Source organism: Streptomyces paludis (genome assembly GCF_003344965.1).
Lineage (GTDB): Bacteria > Actinomycetota > Actinomycetes > Streptomycetales > Streptomycetaceae > Streptomyces > Streptomyces paludis.
On the sequence record NZ_CP031194.1, the window covers coordinates 1,223,178 to 1,246,123 of the forward strand.

22 protein-coding genes and 1 riboswitch are annotated in these 22,946 nt (G+C 71.3%); of the genes, 9 read left to right on the top strand and 13 right to left on the bottom strand.

The features are described 5' to 3' along the window. Nucleotides 1-57: 57 nt before the first annotated feature. On the bottom strand, nucleotides 58-1,206 hold the full coding sequence (locus tag DVK44_RS05310) for an SCO1860 family LAETG-anchored protein (protein ID WP_228446998.1): 1,149 nt from the start codon (nucleotides 1,204-1,206) through the stop codon (nucleotides 58-60). Nucleotides 1,207-1,400: 194 nt separating this feature from the next. Then, nucleotides 1,401-1,856 carry an NUDIX hydrolase gene (locus DVK44_RS05315; protein WP_228446999.1) on the bottom strand — a complete coding sequence of 152 codons (456 nt, stop codon included), beginning with the start codon at nucleotides 1,854-1,856 and terminating at the stop codon, nucleotides 1,401-1,403. Nucleotides 1,857-2,046: 190 nt separating this feature from the next. On the opposite strand from DVK44_RS05315, the gene hemC reads away from it, so the two are divergent. Continuing rightward, entirely contained in the window at nucleotides 2,047-2,979 is a 933-nt protein-coding gene (hemC, locus tag DVK44_RS05320; RefSeq protein ID WP_114658567.1) for a hydroxymethylbilane synthase, read from the top strand. Here the strand turns inward: hemC and DVK44_RS05325 are convergent. Continuing rightward, on the bottom strand, nucleotides 2,966-3,661 hold the full coding sequence (locus DVK44_RS05325) for a hypothetical protein (RefSeq protein WP_114658568.1): 696 nt from the start codon (nucleotides 3,659-3,661) through the stop codon (nucleotides 2,966-2,968). The two genes, hemC and DVK44_RS05325, sit on opposite strands and share 14 nt — an antisense overlap. Before the next feature lie 40 nt (nucleotides 3,662-3,701). After that, on the bottom strand, nucleotides 3,702-4,799 hold the full coding sequence (locus DVK44_RS05330) for an amidohydrolase family protein (protein WP_114664919.1): 1,098 nt from the start codon (nucleotides 4,797-4,799) through the stop codon (nucleotides 3,702-3,704). 103 nt (nucleotides 4,800-4,902) lie between these two features. Here DVK44_RS05330 and DVK44_RS05335 point away from each other — a divergent pair, with 103 nt between their 5' ends. Beyond that, the gene (locus DVK44_RS05335; RefSeq protein WP_114658569.1) at nucleotides 4,903-6,039 is read left to right on the top strand and encodes a pyridoxal-phosphate-dependent aminotransferase family protein; all 1,137 of its coding nucleotides are present in this window, start codon (nucleotides 4,903-4,905) and stop codon (nucleotides 6,037-6,039) included. A gap of 56 nt (nucleotides 6,040-6,095) precedes the next feature. Here DVK44_RS05335 and DVK44_RS05340 read toward each other — a convergent pair whose 3' ends face one another. Beyond that, nucleotides 6,096-7,160 (bottom strand): alkene reductase, encoded by a 1,065-nt coding sequence (locus tag DVK44_RS05340; protein WP_114658570.1) that lies wholly within the window; start codon nucleotides 7,158-7,160, stop codon nucleotides 6,096-6,098. 99 nt (nucleotides 7,161-7,259) lie between these two features. Here DVK44_RS05340 and DVK44_RS05345 point away from each other — a divergent pair, with 99 nt between their 5' ends. After that, a complete protein-coding gene (locus DVK44_RS05345; RefSeq protein ID WP_114658571.1) occupies nucleotides 7,260-7,775 on the top strand; it encodes a MarR family winged helix-turn-helix transcriptional regulator in 516 nt (171 codons plus the stop codon). A 10-nt stretch (nucleotides 7,776-7,785) separates the two neighbouring features. On the opposite strand, the gene DVK44_RS05350 is transcribed toward DVK44_RS05345, so the two are convergent. The 8 genes from DVK44_RS05350 to DVK44_RS05385 all read right to left on the bottom strand — a co-directional run bounded on the left by DVK44_RS05350 (nucleotide 7,786) and on the right by DVK44_RS05385 (nucleotide 15,852). Next, nucleotides 7,786-8,841 (bottom strand): aminotransferase class V-fold PLP-dependent enzyme, encoded by a 1,056-nt coding sequence (locus DVK44_RS05350; protein WP_114658572.1) that lies wholly within the window; start codon nucleotides 8,839-8,841, stop codon nucleotides 7,786-7,788. Nucleotides 8,842-8,910: 69 nt separating this feature from the next. Then, nucleotides 8,911-9,705 (bottom strand): DsbA family oxidoreductase, encoded by a 795-nt coding sequence (locus DVK44_RS05355; RefSeq protein ID WP_114658573.1) that lies wholly within the window; start codon nucleotides 9,703-9,705, stop codon nucleotides 8,911-8,913. Between the two features lie 118 nt (nucleotides 9,706-9,823). After that, nucleotides 9,824-10,048, bottom strand: coding sequence for a hypothetical protein (locus tag DVK44_RS05360; protein ID WP_114658574.1), 225 nt, complete (start codon nucleotides 10,046-10,048; stop codon nucleotides 9,824-9,826). A 157-nt stretch (nucleotides 10,049-10,205) separates the two neighbouring features. After that, nucleotides 10,206-11,255: a FecCD family ABC transporter permease gene (locus DVK44_RS05365; protein ID WP_228447000.1), complete on the bottom strand. Its 1,050-nt coding sequence runs from the start codon at nucleotides 11,253-11,255 to the stop codon at nucleotides 10,206-10,208. 68 nt (nucleotides 11,256-11,323) lie between these two features. After that, nucleotides 11,324-12,364 (bottom strand): FecCD family ABC transporter permease, encoded by a 1,041-nt coding sequence (locus DVK44_RS05370; RefSeq protein ID WP_114658576.1) that lies wholly within the window; start codon nucleotides 12,362-12,364, stop codon nucleotides 11,324-11,326. 28 nt (nucleotides 12,365-12,392) lie between these two features. After that, the gene (locus DVK44_RS05375) at nucleotides 12,393-13,448 is read right to left on the bottom strand and encodes an iron-siderophore ABC transporter substrate-binding protein (protein ID WP_114658577.1); all 1,056 of its coding nucleotides are present in this window, start codon (nucleotides 13,446-13,448) and stop codon (nucleotides 12,393-12,395) included. Between the two features lie 211 nt (nucleotides 13,449-13,659). Continuing rightward, the gene (locus tag DVK44_RS05380; RefSeq protein ID WP_114664920.1) at nucleotides 13,660-14,232 is read right to left on the bottom strand and encodes a GNAT family N-acetyltransferase; all 573 of its coding nucleotides are present in this window, start codon (nucleotides 14,230-14,232) and stop codon (nucleotides 13,660-13,662) included. Between the two features lie 87 nt (nucleotides 14,233-14,319). Continuing rightward, nucleotides 14,320-15,852, bottom strand: coding sequence for an aldehyde dehydrogenase (NADP(+)) (locus tag DVK44_RS05385; protein ID WP_228447001.1), 1,533 nt, complete (start codon nucleotides 15,850-15,852; stop codon nucleotides 14,320-14,322). 193 nt (nucleotides 15,853-16,045) lie between these two features. Here DVK44_RS05385 and DVK44_RS05390 point away from each other — a divergent pair, with 193 nt between their 5' ends. From DVK44_RS05390 to DVK44_RS05415, 6 genes are all read left to right on the top strand, one after another. Next, nucleotides 16,046-16,816 (top strand): IclR family transcriptional regulator, encoded by a 771-nt coding sequence (locus tag DVK44_RS05390; RefSeq protein WP_114658579.1) that lies wholly within the window; start codon nucleotides 16,046-16,048, stop codon nucleotides 16,814-16,816. Nucleotides 16,817-16,946: 130 nt separating this feature from the next. Continuing rightward, nucleotides 16,947-18,395 carry a penicillin-binding transpeptidase domain-containing protein gene (locus DVK44_RS05395; RefSeq protein WP_114658580.1) on the top strand — a complete coding sequence of 483 codons (1,449 nt, stop codon included), beginning with the start codon at nucleotides 16,947-16,949 and terminating at the stop codon, nucleotides 18,393-18,395. 109 nt (nucleotides 18,396-18,504) lie between these two features. After that, nucleotides 18,505-18,626, top strand: a riboswitch (SAM riboswitch). Nucleotides 18,627-18,795: 169 nt separating this feature from the next. Beyond that, nucleotides 18,796-19,941 carry an ABC transporter substrate-binding protein gene (locus DVK44_RS05400; RefSeq protein ID WP_114658581.1) on the top strand — a complete coding sequence of 382 codons (1,146 nt, stop codon included), beginning with the start codon at nucleotides 18,796-18,798 and terminating at the stop codon, nucleotides 19,939-19,941. 40 nt (nucleotides 19,942-19,981) lie between these two features. After that, nucleotides 19,982-21,145, top strand: a complete 1,164-nt coding sequence (locus DVK44_RS05405) for an ABC transporter ATP-binding protein (protein WP_114658582.1) — start codon at nucleotides 19,982-19,984, stop codon at nucleotides 21,143-21,145. Continuing rightward, nucleotides 21,142-22,056, top strand: a complete 915-nt coding sequence (locus DVK44_RS05410; RefSeq protein WP_114658583.1) for an ABC transporter permease — start codon at nucleotides 21,142-21,144, stop codon at nucleotides 22,054-22,056. The genes DVK44_RS05405 and DVK44_RS05410 overlap by 4 nt, the downstream gene beginning before the upstream one ends. Beyond that, the gene (locus DVK44_RS05415; protein WP_114658584.1) at nucleotides 22,049-22,945 is read left to right on the top strand and encodes an ABC transporter permease; all 897 of its coding nucleotides are present in this window, start codon (nucleotides 22,049-22,051) and stop codon (nucleotides 22,943-22,945) included. The genes DVK44_RS05410 and DVK44_RS05415 overlap by 8 nt, the downstream gene beginning before the upstream one ends. The last annotated feature ends 1 nt before the right edge of the window (nucleotide 22,946 follow it).

A 22,946-nucleotide genomic window follows, 5' to 3' on the forward strand; every position in this document is an offset into this window, starting at 1 on the left:
TTGGTGTGCGTACCGGAGCGCCGCCCCTGATCAGCTCCTGGGGACTACGTGGCTACGTCAGCGCTTGGCGGCGCGGTTCTTCCGGGCCACGAGCATGGCGCCGCCGCCCAGGGCGAGCAGCGCCGCCGCGCCGCCCGCGAGGTAGGGCGTGGTGGAACTGCCGCCGGTCGAGGCGAGGTTGGCCTCCACCGGCTCCCCGGCGGACTGCGCCTTCAGACCGCCGTCGGCGGCCGACTCCTGGCCGGTGCCGTTGCCGGAGCCCTTGTCGGCCGCCTGCTCGGCCGCCGGCTTGTCCGTGTCCGGGGTGTCGTCCCCGGCCGCGGGCTTGTCGCCGGTGGCGGGCTTGGTGCCCTCCTCCGGGTCGGCGGCGGGCTGCTCGGCCGGCTTCCCGGGGTCGGGCTTCTGCTCCTCCGGCTTTTCGTCGGGCTTGTCGCCCGGCTTGTCGTCGGGCTTCTCGGCCGGCTTGTCCGGCGCGGTGGCGGGCGCGTCCGGCGACTCGCAGGTGGCCCCGGCGAGTGTGACGGTGCCCTCGACCTCGGCGACGTTCAGCTTGAGCGGGTTGACCGACACCTTCAGTTCGAGCGCCGCCGCCGCGGCCGTACGGGACGTGGTGTGCGTCTTCGACAGCGCGAGCGAGACCTCACCGACGGCGGGCACCTCGACGCGCGTGGTCCCGGCCGCGGAGAGCGTGATCCTCTTGCCGAGGACGGTCACGGGACCGAGCAGATTCGACTCGGCGGTCGGCTCCTTGCCCGCCTCGCAGACCGCCTTGGAGGTGACCTCCTGAATCTCGATCAGCGAGAGCAGCGGCAGCCCGGGGACGTGGACCTTGGCGTGCGCGATATTGCTGTAGCCCTCGGCCCGGTGCTTGTCGGCCGTCGCCTTCGCGGTGGCGACGTCGGCCCGCAGCAGGGTGAAGGGCCTGCCCCTGTCGACCCCGTCGAGCTGGGCGGTCAGCGCCGTCTTCTCCGCGGTCGCGGGCGCCTGGACCTCGTTGAGCGCGACCTTGAGCGGCAGGTTGACGGACTTGTTGAGCAGGGACACATCGAGCCCGACGCTGAGCACGACCGCACTCGCCTTTCCCTCGTGCCCGCCCTCGGTGGCCTGCGCCGGCGCGGCGAGAAGCACCGGCCCCGCCGTCAGCGTGGCGGCGGCCACGACGGCGGCGCAACGGCGCGCGGGCAGGCGGAAGGTATTGCTGTTCAAAATGGTGGAACCCCCACAAGAGACATGGCGTCGCTGCTGTCCGCGGGGACACGCGGGCAGTGACGACTGAGACACCAGTCATCTTTACGCACTTAGAGTGAACGAGCGAGCACCTGAAGTGAGTTCACTCTAAAGTGGGGTTTTCGGGTCCAAATTCGATTCTTGTGGGACACACGTTCCCCAGCCCACCGACCTCAGCCCGCACCGACCCGCTGGGCCAACAACAGCGCCAGGGGACCCCCCTGAAGCAGAAAACGCCCCCGGACACCCGCCTCGACCGCATCAGCCACCGGCCACCACATCAACGTGAAGTCCCCTTCACCCGGCCCGAGTTGCTGGGGCCCGCGCGTAAGCCCCTCAGCCAGGAAAAGATGGATACGGGCCGTGGACTTCAGAGTGATGGCGTACGAACCGAGGGAGCGCCAGTCATGGGCAGTAACACCGGCCTCCTCACGAAGCTCCCGCCGCGCACACTCCTCCGCCGTCTCCCCACCTTCCCGACGTCCCCCGGGCAGGAACACGTACTCCCCACCGTGGCGCGGAAATTCAGCGCTCAGGACGGCGACCGTACCGTCCACGTCCCGGGCCACGACAACGGAGGCATCACGCATGGCCCCTCGCTCGGATGCGTCACTCATGGCATCACTCATGGCCCGGGAGCGTAGCCGCCCACTCCGAAAATCAAACGGCAAACGACGCGGCTCCCGAGAGGCCCGGGCTCCGATACGCAGCAGAGTCATCAAGAAGCTCTCCTTTAGTGACAATCTGTCGGAAACTGCATGATTCCTGCGCAAGTACGATGGCTCGCCAACGATCCGTACAAGGCGAGGAGTTGACCAAATGGACGGCGTGGTGCGAATCGGCTCCCGAGCCAGCAAGCTGGCCCGAACGCAGGTCACGGAGTGGCTCACGCCGATCGTTGAGCGTTTTCCGGGCGTCCGGTTCAAGCGGGAGATCATCCTCGAAGACGGCGACCAGGACCGCGTGACGCCGACTCTTGCCGAGGTGGCGAAGACAGCCGGCGGGTCGGCCTTCTCCACGAACCAGGAGGCGGCACTCGTCACGGGGCGAGTCGATGTGATCGTCCATTCGCTCAAGGACTTGCCCACCTCTGTGCACGAGGGCACCTTCCTGCTGACGACGCCCGGCCCGCGCGAGGATGTGCGGGACGTGCTCTGCGGATCGACGCTGGCTGACCTCCCGCGGGGTGCTCGTGTCGGGACAGGCGCCCCGCGGCGAGTCGCTCAACTCCTCTTCCTGCGTCCGGATCTGGACGTGGTGCCGGTCCGCGGAAACGTCCCCGGGCGGCTCGCACGAGCGACCAAGGGCCCCCTTGACGCGGTGGTCCTCGCGGCGGCGGGCTTGAACCGGCTCGAATTGACCCCGGACGTGCACGAGGCACTCGACACGGCGGTCTTCCCTCCGTCTCCCGGACAAGGCGCGCTCGGCATTCAAGTCCGCGTCGGCTCCCGGGCCGCCGAACTCCTGGCGCAGACCGGCGATCTTCATGTCGACGCGTGCGTACGTGCCGAGCGAGCCCTCCTGGCCGAGCTTCACGGAGGCTGCTCAGTTCCGGTCGGAGCCTGGGGCCGGATCGGGCCGGACGGACTCCTGCACCTCTCCGCCGCAGTCACCTCCCTGGACGGCGCGGAGCAGGTCACGGCAGCCGGAGAGGGACCGGCGGACGACCCCGTGAAGCTCGGCACCCTCATCGCCTCCGAACTCCTCGCGCAGGGTGCGGCGGACATCCTGGCAGCGATCACGAAGTCCTGAGCGCGCGGGCGATCTCCAGGGCGCCGTAGGTGACAACCCGCGCGGCGCCCGCTCGCTTCAGGACCGTGTACGCCTCGACCAGTCCCTTCACATCCCGCTCACCATCCTCGCGGCGGTTGGTCAGACGCAGGTACTCACCGGACACGGAGAAGGGCACAAGAGGGACGGGCACCTTGTTCTTCAGGTGGACAAGGGTGTCCACGGTGTGAAGCGCGGGCTCCGTGAGGATCATGTCCGCTCCCTCGTCCACCATCTCGCGTGCGACGTGAACGGCGAACTCCGGCTGCTTCGGGTCGATCTGGAACGCCCGCGCGCCGGACTGAGGTGTGGCCCTCATAGTGGCGCGATATCCCTCGTAGAGGGACGACGCGAAGATGAGGTGGGGCATGATCGCCACCCGTTTGTGACCGGCCGCGTCAAGGGCCGCGCGGACGGCGTGGACAGATCCCGGGATCATCGAGGCGGGGCCGACGATGTCCGCGCCGGCCTCGGCCTGTGTCACTGCTTGGACTCCGAGGATTTCGGTGGTCTTGTCGGTGTTCATGCCGCGCTTGTCCCCGAGCCAGCACTCGCCGGAGTCGTTGTGACTGCACACACACGTCTCCGTCATCACGAGGACACTGGGGGCGGCCTTCTTCGCGGTGTACGTGCCGCGTGGCGCGGCACGGGAACCGCGTGGCACACCTTCGACGCCTTCCCCGCCACATGCGAGGAGCCGTACGTCAGCCGACCACTCGGCCGTTCAGTACGATTCGGCGTGGCGCGGCCAGTACCCGTACGTCCGCCCGGGGGTCCTCGTCGTAGACGACGAGGTCGGCGGGGGCGCCCTCGTCCAGGGAGGGGCGGCCCAGCCAGGTGCGGGCGTGCCAGGTGGTGGCGGACAGGGCGGACAGGGGTGGGATGCCGGCTCGTGTCAGTTCTTGGACCTCGGCCGCCACCAGGCCGTGGGGGAGGCTGCCGCCCGCGTCCGTGCCGACGAAGATGGGGACGCCGGCGTCGTGGGCCGCGCGGACCGTGTCGTAGCGGCGTTCGTACAAGCGGTTCATATGGGCGGACCAGCGGGGGAACTTGGCCGCGCCGCCCGCCGCCAGCGCGGGGAAGGTGGCGATGTTGACGAGTGTGGGGACGATGGCGACGCCGCGTTCCGCGAACAGCGGGATGGTGTCCTCGGTGAGTCCCGTGGCGTGCTCGATACAGTCGATGCCCGCCTCGACCAGGTCGCGCAGCGCGTCCTCCGCGAAGCAGTGCGCGGTGACGCGCGCGCCCAGGCGGTGGGCCTCCGCGATCGCCGCCGTCACCTCCGCGCGCGGCCAGCAGGCGGTCAGATCGCCGGCGTCGCGGTCGATCCAGTCCCCCACGAGCTTGACCCAGCCGTCGCCGCGGCGTGCTTCGCGGGCCACGTACGCGACGAGGTCGGCGGGCTCGATCTCGTGTGCGTAGTTACGGATGTAGCGGCGGGTACGGGCGATATGGCGGCCCGCCCGGATGATCTTCGGCAGATCCTCGCGCGCGTCCGTCCAGCGGGTGTCGGCCGGTGAGCCCGCGTCCCTGAGCAGCAGCGCGCCCGCGTCCCGGTCGGTCAGCGTCTGCTTCTCGCTGGTCGCGGCGTCGACCGCGCCATGGCCGTCTAGCCCGACATGGCAGTGCGCGTCCACCAGTCCGGGCAGCGCCCAGCCCCGTACCGTACGGGCCTCACGCGCACCGGTGCCGGCGGGCCGGGTGTAGGTGATCCGGCCGCCCACCACCCACAGTTCGTCCCTGACCTCCTCGGGGCCGGCCAGCACCCGTCCCGTGACCCGCAGCACCTCGTGATCGCTCATGGCCAGCACTGTACGAGGCCGTGAGTACGCTCTACCGCGAGGGATTCCCCCTTCCCTCCCCCACGTCCCCACTCCCCGACACCGCCCCGAAGAGAGCACCGCCGTGACCCACCCCCTGCTGGACCTGCCCCCGCTGACCGCCGAGCGCTTCGCCGCGATCGAGCGCCGTGTCGGCTCGCTCCTCGCCACCGCGCACGATGTCGTGATCGCCCAGGGCGAGGCCCTGCTGCCGCTCGAAGGGTGTGTACGCGGTGGCGCGCGGCCGGGTTCGGCCGCGCTGAACGTGGTCACGGGCCCCTACGGGCAGACCTTCGGCAACTGGCTGCGGGACTGCGGCGCCGACGTGGTCGACCTGGAGGTGCCGTTCGACACGGCCGTCACCGCCGAGCAGGTGGAGCGCGCCCTCGCCGCGCGCCCGGAGATCGACTTCGTCTCGCTGGTGCACGCCGAGGCCGCGACCGGCAACACCAACCCGGTCGCGGAGATCGGTGAGGCCGTACGGGCCCACGGCGCGCTGTTCATGCTGGACGCCGTCGCCTCGGTCGCCGCCGAGCCGCTGCTGCCGGACGTCTGGGGCGTCGATCTGTGCGTCATCGGCGCTCAGAAGGCGATGGGCGGCCCGGCGGGCGTCTCGGCGGTGTCGGTGAGCCCGCGCGCCTGGGAGCGGCTCGCCGCCAACCCGCGCGCGCCCCGGCGCTCGTACCTCTCGCTGCTCGACTGGAAGGAGCGCTGGATCGACACCGGCCGCAGGGCCCTGCCGCACGCCCCCGCCCAGTTGGAGATGCTCGCGCTCGAAGCGTGTCTGGAGCGGATCGAGGCGGCCGGTCTCGACACCGTGATCGCCCGGCACACCACGGCCGCCGCGGCCACCCGCGCGGGCGCGCTGGCGCTCGGGGGCGGCCTCGCGCCGTACGTCCACAACGCCGCGGAGGCCGCCCCGGTCGCCACGACGCTGCGTACCCCGGCCGGGGTCGACGCCTCGGAGCTGGTGGCGAAGGCGCTGGCGGCCGGCCCCGGGCTCCCGCTGATCGCGGGCGGCGGCGCGCTGGCGGCCGGGATGGTCCGCGTCAACCACTACGGCGCCGACGCGACCCCCGAGGCGGTACGGGATTCGCTGACCGCGCTGGGCACGGCACTCGCCTCCGCGCTGGGCGGCTCCGCGCTGGGCGGCTCGGGCGCCCCGGTGGACGTGGCGGGCGCGGTGCGCGCGGCCGACAGCGTATGGGAAGCGCGCGGCTGAAACGGCAGGCGCGGCCCGGTCAACAGTGACCGGGCCGCGCCCCTGCGGTCGAGGGCTCAGCCCTCCAGGAACGGGTAGTCCGTGTACCCCTTGTCGTCGCCGCCGAAGAACGTCGACGGGTCGACGTCGTTGTACGGGCCGCCCGCCTTGAGCCGGGCCGGCAGGTCCGGGTTGCTGAGGAAGAGCACGCCGTACGAGATCACGTCGGCCGTGCCGTCCTCGATCAGCTTCAGCTCGGCGGCGCTCGTCGGGCCCTCGGTCTTGACGTTGAGGATGAACGTCCCCGGGAACAGCTTGCGCACGGTCTCGGTGAACTCGCGGTTGATCTCGATCAGATGCAGGAACGCGAGGTCGAGCGTCGCCAGCTCACGTACGAGCGCCGTGTACGTGGGCTCGAAGTCCGGCTCTTCGAGGCCGAGGCTGCCGTTCGACGGCGAGAGCCGGATACCGGTCCTGGCGGCGCCGATCTCGGCGACGACCGCGCGGGCGACCTCCACCGCGAAGCGGATCCGGTTCTCGGCCGAGCCGCCCCACTCGTCGGTGCGCACATTGGAGTTGGGCGCCAGGAACTGGTGGATCAGATAGCCGTTGGCGCCGTGCAGCTCGACGCCGTCGAAGCCCGCCTCGATGGCGTTGCGGGCCGCCGAGACGAAGTCCGCGACGGTCGCCGTGATCTCCTCGGAGGTCAGCTCCTTCGGCGTCACGTAGTCCTTGGGACCGCTGTGCAGATAGACCTGGCCCGGCGCGGCGACGGCCGAGGGTGCGACGGGGACGAGACCGTCCGGCAGCAGGTCCGGGTGGCCGATCCGGCCGCCGTGCATGAGCTGCGCGACGATCTTCCCGCCCTTGGCGTGCACGGCGTCGGTGACCTTGCGCCACGCGTCGATCTGCTCCTGGCTGTGCAGCCCGGGCGTGTCCGGGTAGCCCTGGCCGATCACCGACGGCTGGATCCCCTCGGTGATCAGCAGCCCGCCGGAGGCCCGCTGGGCGTAGTACTCCGCCGTCGAGTCGGTGGGCGAGTTCCCGGGGCCGAACGCGCGGCTGCGGGTCATCGGGGCGAGGGCTATCCGGTTGCTGAGCGGCGTGCCCGCGAGATCGAGCGGATCGAAGGCGGTCGTCATGGGGGCGCTCCTGTTACGTGGCGGCTTATGTGGTCGGCCAAATAAATAACCAGGGTCACTGTAACGCATTAATTGGCCGACCAAGCTAAACTCTTTCCCATGAACCCGGACCCCGCCTGTACGGACGAGCTGCCCACCACCGCGCGCGGTGGCCCCGTCAGCCACACGCTGTCCCGGGTCGCCAGGCTGCACCGCATCGCCGCGGCCAAGCTGCTGCGGGACACCGGCCTCTACCCGGGCCAGGAGTTCCTGATGATGCACCTGTGGGACCGCTCCCCGGTCCGCCAGTCCGAGCTGATCAGGTCGATGGACCTCGACCCGTCGACCGTCACCAAGATGCTCCAGCGGCTCGACAGCGCGGGGTACGTACAGCGCCGCCCCGACCCGAGCGACGGCCGCGCGGTGCTGGTCGAGGCCACCGACAGCAGCTGCCCGCTGGGCGCGGAGGTACGCAGCGCCTGGACGGAGCTGGAGAACCACACGCTGGCCGGCCTGGACGCCACCGAACGCGCGGAGCTGGCCCGGCTGCTCGCCAAGGTCGAGAAGAACCTCTGCACGGAAACGGCGGAGTGCCCGGACAGCCCGGACCGCCAAGGCAGCCCGGACCGCGCCTGAGCGACGCGGCTCAGCCCGCCAGTACGTCCAGCGCGCGGTCCACGTCGGCGGTGGTGTTGTACAGGTGGAAGGAGGCCCGGACGTTGCCCGCGCGCAGCGAGATGTACACCTCCGCCCGCCGCAGATCGTCCGCGCGGTGCTCCAGGCCGGGTACGGAGACGATGGCGGAGGGGCCCGAGACCGGGACCGGTTCGAGGCCCAGGGAGGTCAGACCGGCGCGGAAGCGGGCCGCGAGAGTGGTGGCGCGGGTGTGGAGCGGGTCGATGCCCAGCTCCTCCACCAGCGCGAGCGACTGCTCGGCGCCGTGGTACGCGAGGAAGGACGGCGCCTCGTCGTAGCGGCGCGCGGTGCTGGTCAGCGGGGAGACCGCGCCGTAGTTGCTGCCCCAGAGGTCCTCGCCGGTGAGCCAGCCCGCGTGGATCGGGCGCAGCGACTCCTGGGCGTCCTCGGTCACCGTCAGGAACGACGCGCCGCGCGGACAGAGCAGGTACTTGAACGCGCCGGTGACGGTGTAGTCGTACGCCCCGGCGTCCAGCGGGAGCCAGCCGGCGGACTGGCTGGCGTCCAGCAGCGTACGGGCGCCGTGCGCCTCGGCCGCCGCCCGTACGCCCGTGAGGTCCGCGAGCCGGCCGTCGGCCGACTGTACGGCGGAGAAGGCCACCAGCGCGGTGTCCGGCCGCACCTCGTCGGCCAGCTTCTCCAGCGGTACGTACCGGAGCCGGAGATCGCCGCGGACCGCGAAGGGTGTGACGACCGAGCTGAACTCCCCCTCCGGCAGGAGCACTTCGGCGCCCGGCTCCAGCGAGGCGGCGATCAGCCCGACATGTACGGAGACACAGCCGCCCAGCGCGACCCGCTCGGCGGGCACCCCGGCCAGCCGGGCGAAGGAGGCGCGCACGGCGGCCAGGGACTCTAAGCTGCCCGCGCCCTCCCCCTGCCGCCCGGTCGCGTTCGACTCGGCCAGCCGCTGGACGGCGGTGATGGCCCGGCGGGGCAGCAGCCCGCAGCTGGAGGTGTTCAGATACGTCGCGTCGGGCGCGAACTCGGCGCCTCCCAGGGGTTCCATGGCTCCACCTTGGAACCCCCGGTCCGCGCGGTCAATCACGCATCGCCGGCGGCCGCCCATAGGCGATGTCTACGAAGGGGCCCCGGCCTGCGCGGACGCCGGGTCCGACGCCGGGCCGGACTTCGAGGCCGGCACCGCGCACGCGCCGTCGGTGTCGCACACCTCGCCGCCTGCCTCGCCGCTCACCTCGCCGGAACCGGCGCCGGCGCCGACCATCGTGACCGTCGTACGGCTCCCCCACGCCTGCTCCAGCGCCTGGGTGAAGACCTCGGCCGGCTGGCCGCCCGAGACCCCGATGCGCCGGTCGAACACGAAGAACGGCACTCCGTTCGCGCCCAGTTCGGCGGCCTCGCGCTCGTCGTCCCGTACCGCGTCGGCGTAGGCGTCGGGGTCCGCGAGGACCTCCCGTACCTCCGTCTCCGCGAGCCCGGCCTCGACGGCGAGCCGGACCAGGGTCCCGTCGTCGTAGACGGACCGCTCCTCCGCGAAGTTGGCGCGGTAGGCGAGATCGAGCAGCTCGTTCTGGCGGCCCCGGGCCCTGGCCAGGTGCAGCAGCCGGTGGATGTCGAAGGTGGAGCCGTGGTCGCGGCCCTCGCTCCGGTAGCCGAGCCCCTCGGACCGCGCCTGCGTGGCGACGTGCTCCTCCATGGCCCGCACCTCGTCGGCGCCGCGCCCGTACTTGGCGGCCAGCATGTCCGTCACCTGTACGGTGTCGCCCTTGGCCCGCCCCGGGTCCAGCTCGAAGGACCGGTGCACCACCTCGACACCGTCCCGGTGCGCGAAGCCGGCGAGTCCCTTCTCGAACCGGGCCTTGCCGATGTAGCACCAGGGACAGGCGATGTCGCTCCAGATCTCGACGCGCATGTGTCTGCTTCTCTCCAGGGTCGCGAGACGGTACGGAGGCACCCTCCGCACGTACGCCAACGCGATCGCCCGCCGGGGCATTCCCGGGGCGTTCCCGGAGCACAACTCCACACAGGCCCTAACGCACCTGGTGGATGTACAGCGCGCCGCACGCGTGGCAGAGCGGTGTCCCCGCCTCCGTGCCCCACGCGTCGGCCGACTGGGTGACCGCGTCCGGGCTCAGGTCGCGCCCGCAGAGCGCCGTCTCCTCGCCGGCGCGCACCATGTGCCACACCTCGAACCGCGCGTCGGGGTCCCGGGGCGTGGTCCCGTCCGCGTATTCGGCGCGCATCTCGTAGTGCATGGTGAGCCTCCCGTGAGCATCGGCTGAGCATCGGCGCGACGTCCCGGGGTGCCCCGGCCCGTCCGGCGACGCATGATTTCCGCGCCGCCGGGCCGCTCAAACAGCGGGGCGCTCAAACAGCGGGCCGCTCAAACAGGGCGGGGAGGGCCGTCTGCCGTCACAGCACCCCCTTGCGCCACTCCCGCATCAGCAGAAAGCCGAGATACGCGCCCCCGATGGCCATTGTGTAGATGCCGACGGGCAGGTTCTCGAAGAGGGGCAGCTGCTGGGCGCAGAGGTCGGCGGTGACCAGAAGGAGGGCGCCGAACAGGGCGGAGAGGGTGAGGTGGGGGCCGGAGGAGCGGGTGAGGCGTTTGGCGATCTGCGGGGCGGTCAGGGCGATGAAGGCGATCGGTCCGGCCACGCTGACGGCGCCCGCGGAGAGCACGATGGAGAGCAGGACGGCGAGGCTCTTCGTCGTCCGGGGTTCGGCGCCCAGCCCGGCCGCGATCTCGTCGCCCATCTCCCCGAGGGAGAGCCGGCGGGCGATGAGGGCGGTGAGCGGGACGGTGACCAGCAGGACGAGCCAGATGGTGGTGGCGTGGTCCCAGGAGCGGGCCGCCAGGCTGCCGTTGACGTACGCGGTGAGCACCGCCGCCTTGTCGCGCTCGACGGCGTAGACGACGTACTGGATGACCGCCGTGGCGATGGCGGCCACCCCGATCCCGGCGACGACCAGCCGTCCGGGGTTGCGGAAGCCGCTGCCCGTCGACACGTACACCAGCGCCATGGCGAGCGCGGCGCCGGCGAGGGCGCCCGCCCACACCGGGACCGTGCCGGGCAGCAGCAGGGCGACGATCGCCGCCCCCGCGCCCGCCCCGGCGCCCAGTCCGATCACGTCCGGGCTGCCCAGAGGGTTGCGGGTGACCGACTGGAAGAGCGCGCCCGACAGCCCGAGGGCCGCGCCGGTGCCGATCCCGACGACCAGCCGCGGTCCGCGCAGCCGCTCCAGCACGAAGGCGTTCTTGCCGGTGGCCCCGCCGGTGAGGGCGCCGGGGAGGTCGGCCAGGGAGATACCGAGCCGGCCGAGCGAGAGCGTGGCGACGGCGGCGACGGCCGTCAGGAGGACGGTGCAGAGCGCCACCACGACCGAGACCCGCCGGACGGGCAGGGCGACGGCGCCGCCGAGGGTGAGGTAGCCGCGCGGGCCGCCCGAGCCGCGCGGCACGACCGGCTTCGTACCCCCCGAAGTACCCCCCGATGCACCCGGCTTCGTACCCGCCGCAGAACCCGCCGTCATCCGTTCCCCCTCATCCTGCGTACGGCGAAGAGCAGCGCCGGCGCTCCGACGAACGCCGTCACCACCCCGACCATCAGCTCCTGCGGGCGCAGCACCACCCGGCCGACGACATCCGCCGCCAGCAGCAGCGTCGGGCCCACGAGCGCGGAGAACACGATCTGGACCCGGAAGTCGATACCGACCAGGGCCCGCACGATATGCGGGACGGCCAGCCCGACGAAGGCGATGGGCCCGACGGCCGCCGTCGCCGCCGCGCTCAGCAGCGTCGCCGCGATCAGCCCGCCGCCGCGCAGCAGGGCCGGGTTGGCGCCCAGCGAGGTGGCGGAGTCGTCGCCGAGGGCGAGCGTGTTGAGCCCCGGCCCGAGCAGCAGCGCGAGGACGAGACCGGTGGCCGCGAAGGGCAGGACGGCGGTGAACACGTCGAAGTCCCGGCCGCCGAGCGCGCCGACGACCCAGTACCGGTAGCTGTCGAAGACCTTCGGCCGGCTCAGGGTGACCGCCTGGATGAAGGCCATCAGGACGGCGGAGAGGACCGCTCCGGCGAGGACAAGCCGTACGAGACTCGTGCTCGCGCCCGCCGAGCCGATGGCGTGCACCAGCACCCCGGCGAGCAGCGCGCCCGGCAGCGCCCACCACATGGTGTCCGTACGGCCCGACGCGCCGAAGAAGGCCGTGGCGGCCACGACGCTCGCCGCCGCGCCCGCGTTGATGCCGAGCAGCCCCGGATCCGCGAGGGGGTTACGGGTGACGCCCTGCATCAGCGTCCCGGCGACGGCGAGGCAGACCCCGGCGAGCAGCCCGAGCGCGGTCCTCGGGTAGCGGCTCTCGATGACGGTGGTGACATACGGGTCGGCCGTGCCGGCGACGGCGTCCAGGACATCGCCGAACGAGGTGGTCCTGGAGCCGAACATGACGCTCGCCAGTACGGCGAGCGCCAGCAGGGCCACCGCGGCGAGCAGGCTGTACGCCAGCCGGGCGGGCCCCACACGTGTGGTGGCGCGGGGTCCGCCGGGCCGGGCCGGTGCGGTGATGGTCATCCGGTTCTGCTACGCCTCACTCGTCGGGTTACTTGTCGAGGGTGGCGACGGCCTTGTCGATCATCGGCAGGTAGCGGTCGATGACCCACGGGACGGTCAGCGGGTTGATGATCGAGGACGCGGTGACGAAGGAGTTGTCCGTACCGGCGACGACGGAACCGCGCTTGATGGCCGGGATCGCCGCGTACAGCTTCTGTCCCTCGACCTCCTTCTTGCTCTTGGCGTCGCTGTAGAACGTGAAGATCAGGTCGCTGTCCTTGAGCTTCTCGCCGTTCTCCAGACCGATGATGGCGGAGGCGGTGCCCTCGGTCTCCTTGAACGTCTTCACCACCGGGTCGGGTGTGAGGCCGAGGGAGCTGACCATCGAGACGCGCTGCTCCTCCGGCAGGAACACCCCGAGCGTGCCCGGTCCCGTCGTGTAGATGTACGAGAACGAGACGTCCTTGTACTGCGGCCGGGTGGCGGCGGCGTCGGCGAGCTGCTTCTCGATCTTCGTCGTCAGCGTCTTGGCCTCGTCGGGCGCGCCGAGCGCCTTGGCGATGATCTCGATCTGCTCGTCCCAGTCCGTGCTCCACGCCAGCTTCGGGTAGGCGACCGTGGGCGCGATGTCGGCGAGGATGTCGTACTGCTCCTGCGTGATGCCCGACCAGGGGGCGAGGATGACATCGGGCTCCAGCTCGGTGATGGCCTCGAAGTCGATGTCCTCGCCGCCCGCGAACTGGGTGGGCAGCTTCTCGCCGTTCTTCTCCACCGCCTCGTGGATCCAGGGCAGATAGCCGGTCTTGTCGCTGCCCCACTCGTAGCTCTCGATGCCCACGGGCGTGTGCCCGAGCGCGATGGCGGTCTCTGTGGAGCCCTGGCCCAGCGTGACGACGCGCTCCGGCTGCTCGGTGATCTTCGCCGTGCCGAGCGCGCTCTTGATGGAGACCGGGAACGCGCCTGCCTCCGTCTTCGTCGACTTCGAGCCGGTGGACTCCGTCTCGTCCGAGCCGGACGAGCAGCCGCCGAGCACCAGGGCCAGGGCGGCGGCGGTGGCCGGTACGGCGAGGGTCTGACGGCGCGCGCGCTTGAACCAGGTTGGCATGGGGGGGGGTCCTTCACGTGTTCGTTGACAGCCGGCCGAGAACGGATCGGCGGATTCCAGCGCGGATCGCAAAATCTTAGGTAAGCCTAAGCTAAGTGGGATTTTGCTTTCAACTGTCCCCCGCGAAAGATCCATCACGATCCGGCTGTCACGAGCGGCGCATCACGATCCGGCTGTCACGAGCGCCCCGTCAGCTCAAGCGACCGTCAGTTCAAGCGACCGTCAGCCGCAGCACCAGATGCGTGTCATGGCGCGGGGTGTCCGGGTCCGGGTACCAGCCGTGGCGCTCGTAGAAGGAACGGGCGCGCAGATTCGGCTCGAAGACCTCCAGCCGGGCGGACTTGACCCCGGTCTCCCGCCAGGCCGCGACGCACGCGGTGTGCAGGGCGGTGCCGATGCCGTGGCGCCAGTGGGCGGGGGAGACATGGAGCTGAGTGAGCGTCATCACCGTATCGATCAGGCCGTACGCGGCGACGCCGGCGAGCGCGCCCCCGTACTCGGCGCAGAGCACCGCCGCGCCCCGCTCCCGCTGCTGCCCCTGCTCCCGCGCCTGTTCCTGCCGGGTGAGGGCGCCCGCCCAGCCCTCGCGGGTACGCGCCCGCTCCGCCGGGCCGTCGAAGTCGTCCTCCGGGAGATGGCCCCGGTAGTACGTGGCGCGGGCCTCGGCGTGGAGTACGGCGATGGCGTCCAGGTCGGCGGGGGCCGCGAGCCGGGTTGCGGTGTGGGTGGCGGTGTGGGTGGCGATGTGGGTGCCGTCGTGGGTCTCGTTGTAGTGCGTGTCCATACGGGCGAGGACGCCAAACGGCCGGGCCCCGGTTGCCGGGCGCGTCAGCGCAACCAGCAACCGGGGCCCGGCCGTTCGCGTCGCAGGTCAGTTCTCCTGGCGGCCGTTGAAGCGGCGCGGGAGGCCCTGGGGATTGTCGTCGCGCAGCTCCGGGGGGAGCAGGGCGGCGGGCGTGGACTGGTACGAGACCGGGCGCAGCCAGCGTTCGATCGCCGTCGCGCCGACCGAGGTGGAGGTGGAGGTCGTCGCCGGGTACGGGCCTCCGTGGTGCTGCGCGGGGGCCACGGCGACGCCGGTCGGCCAGCCGTTGACGAGGATACGGCCGGCGAGCGGGGTCAGGGCGGCGAGCAGTTCGGCGCCGCCGGGCGCGGTGCCGGCGCCCTCCGCCTCGGCGAGGTGGAGGGTGGCGGTGAGGTTGCCGGGGAGCCGGGAGAGCACGGCGGTGATCTCGTCCGCCGAGGAGTAGCGCGCGACGACCGTGACCGGCCCGAAGCACTCCTCCAGCAGCAGATCGTGCGGGCCCTCGGCGGCCAGCGACGCGGCGGGCACCGTGACATAGCCCGCGCTGACGGTGTGTTCACCGCCCGCGCCGGGGGTGACCGGGGACTCGACGTCCGGCAGCGCGACGCGCTCGGCGACGCCCGCGACGAAGGCGTCCCGCATCCGGTGGTCGAGCAGCACGCCGGGGGCGGTGTCGCTGACGGCGGCCGTCAGGGACTTCAGCAGCCGGTCGCCGGTCTCACCGGCGGGGGCGAGGACGAAGCCGGGCTTGGTGCAGAACTGCCCGACCCCCAGCGTCATCGAGCCGGCCAGCCCCGCGCCGATCTCCTCGGCGCGCTCGGCGGCGGCGGCCTCGGTGATGACGACCGGGTTGAGGGAGCCCAGCTCGCCGTGGAAGGGGATGGGCGTGGGCCGGGCGGCAGCCGCGTCGAAGAGGGCGCGTCCGCCCCGTACCGAACCGGTGAAGCCGGCCGCGGTCACCAGCGGGTGGCCGACGAGGGCGACGCCCGCGTCGAAGCCGTGCACGAGTGTGATCACGTTCTCGGGCAGCCCGACCTCGGCGGCGGCCCTGCGCAGCACGGAGGCGCACAGTTCCGAGGTGGCCGGGTGGTCGGGGTGCGCCTTGACGACGACCGGGCAGCCGGCCGCGAGCGCGCTCGCGGTGTCACCGCCGGGGACGGAGAAGGCGAGCGGGAAGTTGCTCGCGGCGTAGACGGCGACAACACCGAGCGGCACCTTGTAGCGGCGCAGGTCGGGCCAGGGCGGGGTCTGTCCGGCGTCGGCGTGGTCGATATAGACGTCGAGGAACGCGCCCTCGTCGACGACCGTCGCGAACGCCCTCAACTGGGCTGTCGTACGGGCGAGTTCGCCGGTGAGCCGGACGGGGCCGAGCGCGGTCTCGGCGTCGGCCGCCTCGATGACGTGCGGACCCGCCTCGTCCAGCAGCTCGGCCGCCCGGCGCAGCAGCGCGGCGCGCGTGGCGCGGTCGGCGAGCGCGGCGACGGCGGCGTGGGCGCCCCGTACCGCGAGATCCACTTCCTCGGTCGTGGCCTCCTGCGCGACCTCCTCACGAGGCTTTCCCGTTCGGGGGTCGACACTCCAGACTGGTGCTGCTGCCACCGCGGCTTCCTTCCCGACTGCGCGTACTGCGGACCACTGCGAGACCACTGCCATCCACCGGCGCGATTGCCGCGCCTCAGTTTTTGTTCGGTATTCTGAACAAGGTTCCTGATAGTGAATGTTTCAGGGACTCTATTTCCGCGTGTTCCGCCCGGTCAAGAGCGGTCCGAGCGGTGAGAGGAAGTGAGTGACGATGGCGGCTGCGGAGAGCGGCGGGGCCCAGGTCAAGTCCGCGGTGCGGACGGTGGAGCTGCTGGAGTACTTCGCGGGGAGCCCCGGGATGCACTCGCTGGCCACGGTCCAGGAGGCGGTCGGCTACCCCAAGTCCAGCCTCTACATGCTGCTGCGGACGCTGGTCGAGCTGGGCTGGGTCGAGACGGACGCGACGGGCACCCGCTACGGCATCGGCGTACGGGCGCTGCTGGTCGGCACCTCGTACATCGACGGGGACGAGGTGGTCGCCGCGGCCCGGCCCACCCTGGACCGGCTCTCGGACGACACCAGCGAGACCATCCACCTCGCGCGCCTCGACGGCACCAATGTCGTCTATCTCGCGACCCGCCAGTCACAGCACTATCTGCGCCCCTTCACCCGGGTCGGCCGTCGGCTGCCCGCGCACTCCACCTCCCTCGGCAAGGCGCTGCTCGCGTCGCACACCGACGACCAGGTGCGGGCGCTGCTGCCGGAGACCCTGCCCGCGCTGACCGAGCACACCCTCACGGACCGCGAGAAGCTCATCGCGGAGCTGGCGGTGATCCGGGAGCAGGGCTTCGCCGTGGACCGCGAGGAGAACACCCTCGGGCTGCGCTGCTTCGGTGTCGCGATCCCGTACCGCACCCCGGCGCGCGACGCGATCAGCTGCTCGGTGCCGGTGGCCCGGCTGACCCCGGGGCATGAACAGATGATCAAGGACGCGCTCTTCGACGCCCGCGACCGGCTCACCCTCGCGACCCGCCGCCTCTGAAAGCGGCACCGGCACGACACCGCGCGACAGTCGATTCCTTTCGCCCCTTATAGCGACCTTTATGAAGACTTCCTGAGAAGCCCGGCCCCACGGAACCCCGCCCTCCGCCCGCTCGTCCCTCGCTTATGAGATGAACAAGACGATCAGGCACACGGCGGTCATCTGTCTGCTCATGGTCCTCGCGCTGATGCTGCGGGCGACCTGGGTGCAGGCGTACGAGGCGAAGGCGCTCGCGGACAGCCCGTACAACCGGCGGACCGCCATCGCCCAGTACGCGCAGCCGCAGGGCGACATCATCGTGGCCGGCTCGCCGGTCACCGGTTCCCGGCGTACGGACAGCGGCGATCTCGCCTACGCGCGGACATACACCGACGGCGCGCTGTACGCGCCCGTCACCGGCTACAGCTCGCAGGCGTACGGCTCCACCCAGCTGGAGGGCATCTTCGCGGACGTCCTCGACGGGACGGACAGCGCGCTCAAGAACCCGGTCGACGCGCTCACCGGCAAGCAGACCACGCCCGGCGACGTCCTCACCACGATCGACCCGGCGGTCCAGAAGGCGGGCTACGCGGCGCTCGGCGACAAGAAGGGCGCGGCCGTCGCGATCGACCCGAAGACCGGCCGAATCCTCGCGGTGGTCTCCACCCCGTCGTACGACCCGACGGAGATCAGCGGGACGACCGACGGCGCCGCCTGGAAGAAGCTGACCACCAGCACGGACCAGCCGATGCTCAACCGCGCGCTGCGCCAGCCGCTGCCGCCCGGTTCGACGTTCAAGCTGGTCGTCGCGGCGGCGGCGCTGGAGAACGGGCTGTACTCCTCGGTCGACGAGGCGACGGACAGCCCGGACCCGTACACCCTGCCGAACACCCGGACCGTGCTGGAGAACGAGAGCGCCTCGGCGCCGTGCGAGAACGCCACGATCCGCACCGCCCTGCGGTACTCCTGCAACACCGTCTTCGCGAGGATGGCGGTGGAGCTGGGACAGACGAAGCTCCGGGCCATGGCGGAGAAGTTCGGCTTCGACAACACCACCCAGGACGTGCCCGTACGCGCCGCCGCGAGCGTCTACCCCACCGGGATGGACGAGGCGCAGACAGCGCTGTCGGGAATCGGCCAGTTCGATGTGACGGCCACCCCGCTCCAGATGGCGATGGTCTCGGCGGCGCTCGCCAACGACGGACTGATGGCGGCGCCGCACATGGTGTCCAAGGTGGTCGACAGCAGCGGCGGTACGGTGCGGTCGTACGAGGACAGCGACACCACCCGCGTCGTCTCCTCGTCCACGGCCGAGCAGCTGCGCAGCGCGATGGTGACGGTCGTGGAGGAGGGGACGGGGACGAACGCCAAGGTCAGCGGCGCCGAGGTGGGCGGCAAGACCGGCACCGCCCAGCACGGCGTGGACAACGACGGGACGCCGTACGCCTGGTTCACCTCGTACGCGAAGGACGCGTCGAGCGGCAAGGAGGTGGCGGTCGCGGTCGTCGTCGAGGACTCGGGCGCGGCGCGCTCGGAGGTCAGCGGCAACGGTCTGGCGGCGCCGGTCGCGCAGAAGATGATGGCGGCGGCCCTGGGATAGCGATCCGAAGAGATCCGTAGCGCCGAGCCGCGTCGCGCGGTGACCTGGACCACTCCCGTTGTGATCCAGGTCATCTTTGGTTTGGCTTAAATGAATGTTACTTTTTCGACGTCACGAGTCTCAGCGACAAGCCCCGGCTTGCTGAGCGGCAACCCTCCTTCTGCGGTGGGGTGCCCCGGGTGATGACACGGCTCCACGCGCACACCGATGTGCCGGGAGCAAGCGCGGACCTGTCGGTCAGGTCCTGGACCTGACGGGAGTACGGAATGACCTCGCGATTCGCCGCGCGCCACCTGCCTCGTGTCTCCCGGTCCGGCCCCCGGCACCGGCACCATGCCCGGCGCCGGCCACACGCGCGCCACTCGCCGTATTCACTCACCGCACTGAGGAGTTCTCTCTCATGAGATCTTTCCTGCCCCGCCCCGCCCGCGCCCGCCGGCGCGGCTATCTGCTGGCGCTCGCCTCGGCCGGCACCGTCACCGCGCTCACCCTGACCGGCTGTGGCGGCGTCGACACGGGTGGCGGCTCGGGCTCCTCCGGCAGCGGCTCGGGCGACGGCAAGGGCGAGTCGATCACCGTCACCGCCTTCGCCGGCGCGTGGGGCGAGCTGTTCAAGTCGTCCTTCGTGGAGCCGTTCGAGAAGGACACCGGCATCAAGGTGAACCTGGTGTACGGCGCCGACTCGGACTGGGTCACCAAGCTGCGCGCGGCCGGCGGCAAGAACGCGCCGTTCGACGTGCTCGCCCTCACCCCCGGCTCGCTGCACCAGGCCGTCGGCGGCGATCTCCTGGAGCCGCTGAAGACCGCCGACCTCAGCCACTGGAAGCAGCTCGACCCGGTGCTGACCGAGCGGTCCACGATCGACGGCGCGTCGTACGGCGTGCCGCTGACGACCGGTTCCAACGGGCTGCTCTACCGCACGGACAAGATCAAGCAGGCGCCCAAGGACTGGACCGACATCTTCGACAAGAAGTACTGCGGTCATGTCGCGCTGCCCCCGCTGACCTACAACGCCGGGCTGGAGTTCTTCTCCGCCCTGGTGTCCCAGGGCGGCGGCAAGCTCTCCAACCCCGCCGACGTCGACAAGGGCTTCAAGAAGCTCGCCGAGCTGAAGGGCTGCGTCTCGGCGTACCCGGCGGACGCCGGCAGCGTCGCCACCGTCCTCCAGAACGGCGACGCCTGGATCGTCCCGTTCTGGGACGGCCGCGCCTTCGCCATGGAGAAGGAGGGCCAGCCGATCGGCTTCACGTACCCCTCCTCGGGCGCGGTCGGCGCGCTGACCTCGTACTACGTCCCCAAGGGCTCGAAGCACACGGCCGCCGCGTACAAGTTCCTGAACTACCTGAGCGCGGCGGAGTACCAGAAGCCGTTCGCCCAGGGCACGTTCTACGGCGCGGGCAACGACAGCATCGACTACGACGCCGACTTCAAGGCCAAGGTGAAGTACGGCGAGGACGTCTACAAGAAGTTCACCTGGGTCGACTACAAGACCGCCACCCCCAAGCTCAACGAGTGGCAGCAGCGCTGGAACCAGATCTTCAAGTAGATCGGCAGACACCGGCGGAAGACAGACCCGAGGACCTGATGTGACCAGCTCACCGCAGCACCCCCACGCACCGCACCCCCCGCTCGACGCTCCTCACATCGAGATCGACGGTCTCGCCTCCGGGTACGAGGGACAGCGGGTGCTCGACGTCGACCGGCTCTCCATCCGGCGCGGCGAGTTCCTGTCCGTCCTCGGCCCCAGCGGCTGCGGCAAGACGACCCTGCTGAACAGCCTGGCCGGGTTCGTCCGCCCCACCGAGGGCCGGATCACGATCGACGGGGTGGACCTGACCGATGTCCCGACCCACCGCCGGGGCCTCGGTCTGGTCTTCCAGAACTACGCGCTGTTTCCGCACATGACCGTCGCGGACAATGTCGCGTACGGGCTGAAGGTGCGCCGGGTGGAGCGTGCCGAGCGGACCGAGCGGGTCACCGAGGCGCTGCGCCTCGTCGGTCTGGAGCAGTACGCGGCCCGCCGGCCCAAGCAGCTCTCGGGCGGCCAGCAGCAGCGCGTGGCGGTGGCGCGCGCGCTGGCCACCCGGCCGGCCGTGCTGCTGCTCGACGAGCCGCTGTCGAACCTGGACGCGAAGCTGCGCCGCGAGATGCGGGTGGAGCTGCGGGAACTCCAGCAGCGCCTCGGCATCACGATGGTCTTCGTCACACACGACCAGGAGGAGGCCATGTCGCTGTCCGACCGGATCGCCGTGATGAACGGCGGCCGTCTCGAACAGCTCGGCACGCCGACCGAGATCTACCGGACCCCGGCGACACGCTTCGTCGCCGAGTTCATCGGCGCGGCCAACATCCTGGACGGTACGGGCGCGGGCGCGGCGGACGGGACGACGACGCTCGCGGTGGGCGCGGCCCGGCTGGACTCGGGTCTGGCGGGCGTACGGGACGGGGAGGCGGTCACCGTCGCCGTACGGCCCGAGCGCGTCGCGGTGCTCCCGGCGGGCGGGGACGGGGACGGCGAGTCCGGTAACGGCGAGGCGGCCTTCCCCGGGGAGAGCGTCCGGCGCGGCTCCGGGATCGTCGGCTACCGGGCGTTCACCGGTGAGGCGTGGCAGACCCAGATCGTCGTCGCCGAGGGCGTCGCGATCAACGCCCGTACGGCCGAGGAGCCGCCGGAGGTCGGTGCGTCGGTGGTCTTCGGCTGGGCCGCGTCGGACGTCATCGTGCTGGAGCGAGCCGAGAAGGTCATATGAGCGCGCCGTCCACTTCGCCGGCCCTTTCGCCGGCCACTTCGCCGGCCCTCAAGAAGCCGCGCCGGCTGCGCGGGCTGCTGCCCGTCACCCCGGTCGTGGTCTTCCTGGCGGCCCTGTTCGTGGTCCCGCTGGTGCGGGTGTTCGCGCTCAGCCTGCATCCGGTCGACGCCAACGGCTATCCGCTGGACGGCTATTCGTTCGTCCAGTACCGCCGGGTCTTCACCGAGTCATTCTTCTCCGAGGCGCTCTGGCACAGCCTGCTCACCGCGCTGCTGGTCACCGTACTGAGCGTGCTGCTCGGCTTCCCCGCCGCGTACGCGCTCTCCCGGGCCCGCAAGGGCGTGGTGCGCACGCTGCTGTTCGTGGCGGTCGTCTCACCGCTGCTGACCAGCGTGGTCGTGCGCAGCTACGGCTGGGTCGTGCTGTTCTCCGCCAACGGCGTGGTGAACCGGACGCTGGTGTGGCTCGGTTTCCTGGACCAGCCCGCGCATCTGCTGACCAGCTATCTCGTGGTGGTCGTCTCGGTCGTGCATGTCATGCTGCCGTTCGCGATCCTGCCGCTGACCACGGCCCTCGGCGGGATCGACGACAATCTCCGGCGCGCCTCGCGGAGCCTGGGCGCGGGTCCGGTCCGTACCTTCTGGAAGGTCACGGTCCCGCTCAGCCTGCCCGGCATCGCCGTCGGCGCCACCGTGGTCTTCCCGCTGGCCATGGGCATCTACATCACCCCGCTGCTGGTCGGCGGCGCGAACCAGCCGCTCGCCGGGCTGCGCGTCTACTCGCAGATCACCGCCGTCTTCGACTATCCGGTGGCGGCGGCGCTGAGCCTGGTCCTGCTGCTGCTCACCCTGCTGGGCGTCTCCGTGCTCGGCACCGGGTTCCGCTTCTGGGAGAAGAGGCTTCATGGCTGACACGTCGAAGGTCTCGCCCGACGCCCGTACGGCGCCCGACACACGCACCTCACCCACCTCACCTGCCACACCCGTCGCGCCCGCCACACGTACCCCGCGTGCGCTGCGCCGGGCCGGGCGGATCGCCACCGGGCTGCCCGCCGCCGCCGTCTTCGTCTTCCTGCTGGCGCCGCTCGCAGTGCTGGCGCTCAGCTCGTTCAACGCGACCAGCTCGCTGAGCTTCCCGCCGAAGGGCCTGTCCCTGCGCTGGTACGGCGAAGTGCTGTCGTCCCCCGACTGGCAGGCGTCGTTCCGGCTCAGCGGGGTGCTGGTGCTGCTGGTCGTGCTGACCACGGTGACAATCGGCACGCTCGCCGCGTACGGGCTGGTCAGGGGGAACTTCCCGGGGCGCGGGGTGCTCTCCGGGCTGGCGCTGGCGCCGCTGATGGTGCCCGAGATCATCATCGCGCTGGGGCTGCTCTACTACTTCCAGGGCCTCGGCCTGGTCAACACCCTGAGCGGGCTCTGGCTGGCGCACTCGCTGGTGGCGCTGCCCTTCGTCATCCGTACGGTGATGGTCAGCGCGCAAGCGCTCGATCCGACCCTGGAGCGGGCGGCGGCCTCCCTCGGCGCCGGGCGGGCGCGTACGTTCCTGACCGTCACACTGCCGCTGCTGCGGCCCGGCATCCTCGCGGGCGCGGTCTTCGCGGCCGTCACCTCGCTCGGTGAGGTCGCGGTCTCCGCGCTGGTGTCCGGATCCAACACCACCACCGTGCCGGTACGGATCTTCTCCGCCGTGCAGTTCCAGCTCGATCCGTCCGTGGCCGCCGTCTCCACGCTGCTGATGCTGGCCAGTGTGGTCGTGCTGGTGGCCGTCGACCGGTTCACCAACTTCTCCGAGGTGCTCTGAC